General features: G+C 30.0%; 6 protein-coding genes. 2 read left to right on the top strand and 4 right to left on the bottom strand.

Translation table 11 applies throughout. The annotated features are described in order from the left end of the window. The first annotated feature begins 138 nt into the window (after positions 1–138). Both HALO113_RS17070 and HALO113_RS17065 read left to right on the top strand, forming a co-directional pair. On the top strand, positions 139–1,515 hold the full coding sequence (locus HALO113_RS17070; RefSeq protein ID WP_159780347.1) for a M20/M25/M40 family metallo-hydrolase: 1,377 nt from the start codon (positions 139–141) through the stop codon (positions 1,513–1,515). Next, positions 1,515–1,862: a DUF1801 domain-containing protein gene (locus HALO113_RS17065; RefSeq protein ID WP_159780346.1), complete on the top strand. Its 348-nt coding sequence runs from the start codon at positions 1,515–1,517 to the stop codon at positions 1,860–1,862. Before HALO113_RS17070 ends, HALO113_RS17065 begins: the two co-directional genes overlap by 1 nt. 117 nt (positions 1,863–1,979) lie before the next feature. On the opposite strand, the gene HALO113_RS17060 is transcribed toward HALO113_RS17065, so the two are convergent. The 4 genes from HALO113_RS17060 to HALO113_RS17045 all read right to left on the bottom strand — a co-directional run. Next, positions 1,980–2,849, bottom strand: coding sequence for a hypothetical protein (locus tag HALO113_RS17060; RefSeq protein ID WP_159780345.1), 870 nt, complete (start codon positions 2,847–2,849; stop codon positions 1,980–1,982). 15 nt (positions 2,850–2,864) lie between these two features. After that, positions 2,865–3,683 (bottom strand): 3-deoxy-8-phosphooctulonate synthase, encoded by an 819-nt coding sequence (gene kdsA / locus HALO113_RS17055; RefSeq protein ID WP_159780344.1) that lies wholly within the window; start codon positions 3,681–3,683, stop codon positions 2,865–2,867. 92 nt (positions 3,684–3,775) lie between these two features. Beyond that, positions 3,776–4,225 carry a 2-dehydro-3-deoxyphosphooctonate aldolase gene (locus HALO113_RS17050; RefSeq protein WP_159780343.1) on the bottom strand — a complete coding sequence of 150 codons (450 nt, stop codon included), beginning with the start codon at positions 4,223–4,225 and terminating at the stop codon, positions 3,776–3,778. 2 nt (positions 4,226–4,227) lie between these two features. Further along, the coding region (locus HALO113_RS17045; RefSeq protein WP_159780342.1) for a DUF4199 domain-containing protein at positions 4,228–4,662 on the bottom strand (435 nt) is incomplete at its 5' end.

Raw genomic sequence — 4,662 nt, 5'->3', positions numbered from 1 at the left:
TTGAAATACAAAGTAAAATATTATTTTTCTTTTAACCAAATTTTTTTTTGTTAAAAAAATCTCATTTTTAAAACTAAAAACAGTTAAGTAAAATAATTGTAATATTTTTATATTTTATAAACTTTAATTTATTGAGGTATGCGTTTTCTATTGTTTTTTATCATTGGTTTTTGTATAAACTTTTCTTCGAATGCACAATCGGATGATGAAAAAATGCTCCAAGCTATTTATAATGAAGCTTTATCAAATTCAAAATGTTATAATTGGCTAGACTATTTATCTAATACCATTGGTTCACGATTATCAGGATCATCTGCAGCAGATAAAGCAGTAGGTTACACTAAAAAGGAATTAGATGAACTAGGATTAGATCGCGTTTTTTTACAAGAAGTAATGGTTCCTCATTGGGTAAGAGGAGAAAAAGAAAAAGCTTATTTTGAAAATAAAGGTAAAATAACAGAAGTTCCTATTTGTGCTTTGGGAAGTTCTGTAGCTACTCCTAAGAATGGGTTAAAAGCAGCTATTGTTGAAGTACAAGGAATTGATGAGATGATAGCTTTAGGAACAGAAAAAATTAAAGGAAAAATAGTCTTTTTTAACAGACCAATGACGCCCATTCATATTCGTACATTTGAAGCGTATAGAGGTTGTATTGACCAGCGTTCATCTGGAGCGCGAGAAGCGTCTAAATTAGGTGCTTTAGGTGTTATTGTAAGATCCATGAATTTAAGATTAGATGATTTTCCTCACACTGGAAATACGAACTATGGTGACTTACCAAATGATATGCATATTCCTGCAGCCGCAATTAGCACAAATGGTGCTAATTTATTAAGTCAAGCATTGAGAGATAATCCCAATCTTCAATTCTTTTTTAAACAATCTTGTGAAATGTTGCCAGACGTTTTATCGCATAATGTGGTAGGTGAAATTAAAGGTACTGAAAACCCTAACGAGTATATTGTAGTAGGAGGACATCTCGATTCTTGGGATTTAGGAGATGGTTCGCATGACGATGGTGCTGGAGTGGTACAAAGTATGGAAATTCTATCAATACTTAAGAGGTTAGGGTATAAACCTAAACGCACAATCAGGGTAGTATTGTTTATGAACGAAGAAAATGGAAATAGAGGAGGATTGAAGTATGCAGAATTAGCTGAAAAAAATAAAGAAAATCATATTTTTGCTATGGAAAGCGATGCGGGTGGTTTTTCTCCTAGGGGTTTTTCATTAGAAGCTGATAGTAGTAATTTTAATAAGATTAAAGATTGGAAAAGACTTTTTGAGCCTTATTTAATTCATGTTTTTGTTGAAGGACATGCAGGTGTAGATATTAACCCTTTGCAATCAAAACACATTGTTAAAGCAGGTTTACAGCCCGATTCACAACGTTATTTCGATTACCATCATGCCGCAAATGATACTTTTGATGCTGTTAATAAAAGAGAATTAGAACTTGGTGCTGCAACTATGACATCTTTACTTTATTTGATGGATAAATATGGTATTGAGTAATGAAACCTGTAGAAGAATATATATTTAGGCAACCCGAAAGCTATCGTGAAATGCTATTGCATATTATAGCTGTTGTAGAAAAAGAGCTAAAAGAAACGGAATTACTTTTTAAATGGGGTATTCCTTATTTTTATTACAAGAAAAAACCTTTTTGCTATTTGGCTCCAAATCATAAAAAAAAGTTTGTGGATGTTGGGTTTGCAAAAGGATTTCAACTAAAAAAGAATATGGAATTTTTAGTGGATGAAAAAAGGAATACTGTAAAATCATTACGGTATTATAAACTAGAAGAAATAGCTAATGATCTATTAATATCAGTAATAGAAGAAGCGAAAACTTTATATTGATAATAAAAAAGAAGCTGTCCAAAAGTACTGATTTTTGTCAATCTGAATAAAAATGAATTCTGAATAACACTTTAGTTGACTTTTGGACATCCTTTTTTTATAAAATAGCTATATACTTTAAATTCTAAAAATTCCTCCTACAGCTATAATTCTTTGGAAAAACCAAAATTTTTGAGAAGCCTTGTCTATTGGATCTTTTGTGGTTCTAATATCATTCATATTAATAAATCCACCTTTAAGTTCTGTTTGTAGGAAAAAATGTTTAAAGAAAGTGAAATTTAATCCTGCTTTTGCAGAAATCCCATATCCTGCCACATGAAAAGCATCATTATTGTCTTTCATTAAAAGTGTAGAATTTGTTTTTGGATATAATATTCCTGCTCCCAATCCTTCCGTTACATTGATTTGAAATTTATCGGTATTGGTTATTCCTATATATTCTGAAATATCATCTACTCTAGAAAATTCGGTATGAATATAATTTAATCCATCTGTGTGTTCAAATTCTAAAAATTTACTATCAAGGGTTAATTCAGTATTGCTTGGATTTTCATTGTAAAAACCATTTGGGACATTAGATTGATTAATATCATTAGGATAATAACCACTATAACGAACTCTTTTGTTTTGATCCATAACATATTTCATGTGATCTACACCAATGGAAATTGTGTAATGGTCGTTAATAAAATAGCCAATTCTTAAATTAGTTTGAGGAATAGTCATTCTTCCTGGATTCACATAATCTACGTGCCAACCTTTTGGCTTGTCATGAGCTTCTACATCATAGATTGTAAAATCATAATTTGATCCTGTAAAATGAATGTCAGATTTAGAGAATGATTCTCTATTTCCTCCCCAAAAAATAAAAAATTTCCCTTTGTTATGCTTGGTGTATTTTTCAGGTGTTTCAACTGTTTCTTGCGAAAAGGTGTACTGTGAAAAAACACAAAAAGATAGTACAACCATTAAAAATGATTGTTTCATTTTGATATATAAGTATTAAAATTGATTTACAGTTTGTCTAATGGCTACTAATTTTTTCATTAAATCTTCAAAATAGTCTAGATGAAGCATATTAGCACCATCACTTTTAGCATTTGCTGGATCAAAATGAGTTTCCATAAAAATGCCATCTACACCTACAGCAATTCCTGCTTTAGCAATGGTTTCTATCATGTCGGGTCTACCACCTGTTACACCAACAGTTTGGTTTGGTTGTTGTAAGGAATGGGTAACATCTAATACAGTCGAAGCGTATTGCTGCATGGTAGGAATACCTCTAAAATCAACAATCATGTCTTGATAACCAAACATGGTACCTCTGTCTGTTACCATTACTTTTTCATTTTGACAATCTAAAACTTTTTGGACTGCATGTTTCATACTTTCAGGACTCATAAATTGTCCCTTTTTTAAATTTACAGTTTTACCCGTTTCAGCAGCAGCAACAACTAAGTCGGTTTGACGCACTAAAAAAGCTGGAATTTGTAAAATATCAACATATTCAGCAGCCATAGCAGCATCTTCATTAGTATGAATATCTGTAATTGTTGGTACACCAAACTCTTTTGAAACTTTTGCTAAAATTTTTAAAGCTTTTTCATCACCAATACCTGTAAAACTATCTATTCGAGAACGATTTGCTTTTTTAAAAGAGCCTTTAAATACATAAGGTATTTTTAGATCATCGGTAATTTTTACAATTTTTTCTGCAATTTTCATAGCCATTTCTTCTCCTTCAATAGCACAAGGTCCTGATAATAAGAAGAAATTGCCACTTTTAGTGTGTTTTATTTGTGGAATAATATCTAAATTCATTTTGAAGTTGTTTTTTCGAGTGCAAAGATAAAAATAAAAACCTTTTAAATTGCAGTTTAAAAGGTTAGTTAAGTTAGTCTTAAGAAATTTTATTAGTTTGTTTTTTTTATTTTTAAGCCTTTCGGACAAACAATTTGTCCTTTTTCGTAAATATTAAAATATAGTGTTATTTTATTTGTGCTTCCTTCAAATGTAACTTCATAAAGAGATAAAGTTCCAGCTCCCATATTATTAGTGTTAGTAGGAAACGGGCAACAAGTATCTGTTTTTAAATAGCTTATCTTTTCTTGATTAGGACCTTGTAATGCCTCAAAGAAATAGCTTATATTCTTTTCTTCTTGCGTTTCAGATAAAGGACCTAAATTGATAGGGTAATCAGGATCGTAACCATAATTATTATCATTTGCGTAATCTGTAATAACATAAGCATTATTTACAATTTTTGGTCTAATTGCATTTGGATCAATGTTCTTAATTGTAGATTTTGTACTTGTACAAGAGTATAGAAAAGTAGTTATGATTATTGTAAAAATTATTTTCATATCTAATTGTTTTTTGTTCTAATAAAATAGCTAATAACGGCAGAAATGACTACACCAAAAGATAGTTTGTCAAAAACACTATTAGAAATTGCTGTGTTTAAGTTATATCTTGCTTTAGCCTTTTCTAAAGGTAATCCTTCGATTACTGAGGCATTAACAGCATTATTAAAAAAATCTGGAGAAATATAATTATGAGTTATATATAAGACAAGTGGATTTAAAACAGTAATTAAAACAGAAAGTATTATACCAGATATAAATCCTTTTTTCCAATCCATTTCATTTTTAAAATGATTTCTTTTTTTATCAAAGAGCGCTAATCCAATTAATAGGATACTTATAGGTAAGAATAATAAATTATACAAAGGTTCTAATAAAACTTTATTATTATGCCAGCCCATACTTTTTTCAAAGTACATCCAAAGAGTATATATAAC

The organism is Flavobacterium sp. 9AF, assembly GCF_902506265.1.
In the GTDB taxonomy this organism is placed as follows: domain Bacteria; phylum Bacteroidota; class Bacteroidia; order Flavobacteriales; family Flavobacteriaceae; genus Flavobacterium.
The sequence above is the reverse complement of the archived record's forward strand: the minus strand, read 5'-3'. Positions and strand labels throughout refer to the sequence as shown.